Below are 763 nucleotides of genomic sequence, written 5' to 3'. Positions count from 1 at the left end.
CTGATTTTTTAAACACTAAATCTGCATGTTCTTCTGATTTCAGATGTAGCCGCGCAATCTCGCATGCTAGTCAGAAGCCATGTCCCGACGCCTGCCACTTCTGGTTTTCTCCGATCTCGATGGTACTCTGCTGAACCATCACGACTATAGCTGGGACGCCGCGCAACCCGCACTAAACCGGCTTCGGGACATTGGCGCGGGGCTCGTGCTAGCCAGCAGTAAAACCGCTGCTGAGATTATTGGCTTGCGCCAAGACATCGGCTTTTCGAACATGCCGTCGATAGTTGAAAATGGTGCTGGCATTCTGGCAACGGGCCACCCAGAAACCGGCGGGCCATCCGAATATCTGAACATTCTGAATATCCTGCAACACCTCCCACCCGGCTTTCGCGGCTTCGCAGATATGAGCGTGCAGGAGGTGAGCGACAGGACCGGCCTTGATCTCGTCGAGGCAGAGAAAGCCCAGGATCGGCATTTCAGCGAACCGGGCGTGTGGGATGGCGCGCCAGAGGATCTAGGTACGTTTATCTCCGAAGCCGGGCGGTACGGTCTAAAGGCCAGGCAAGGCGGTCGATTTCTCACCTTGTCGTTTGGAAAGACCAAAGCAGATGCCATGTCCGACGTGATCCGCCTGTTCAAACCGGAAAGAACCATCGCGCTTGGCGATGCACCGAACGATCTGGAAATGATCCTTGCCGCCGACACTGGTGTCGTTGTCGCAAACCGGCATGGTGCATCCATTCCGGCCCAGGCGCTCGAAGAC

General features: G+C 56.1%; 1 protein-coding gene. It reads left to right on the top strand.

Features of this window, described 5'->3' with window-relative positions:
• Nucleotides 1-79: 79 nt before the first annotated feature.
• Nucleotides 80-763, top strand: a 684-nt coding sequence (locus ACR0E6_RS22150; protein ID WP_480587417.1) for an HAD-IIB family hydrolase, incomplete at its 3' end; no start/stop codon positions are given.

Source organism: Ruegeria sp. AP12, assembly GCF_056540025.1.
This window is presented reverse-complemented; position numbering and strand designations above follow the sequence as displayed.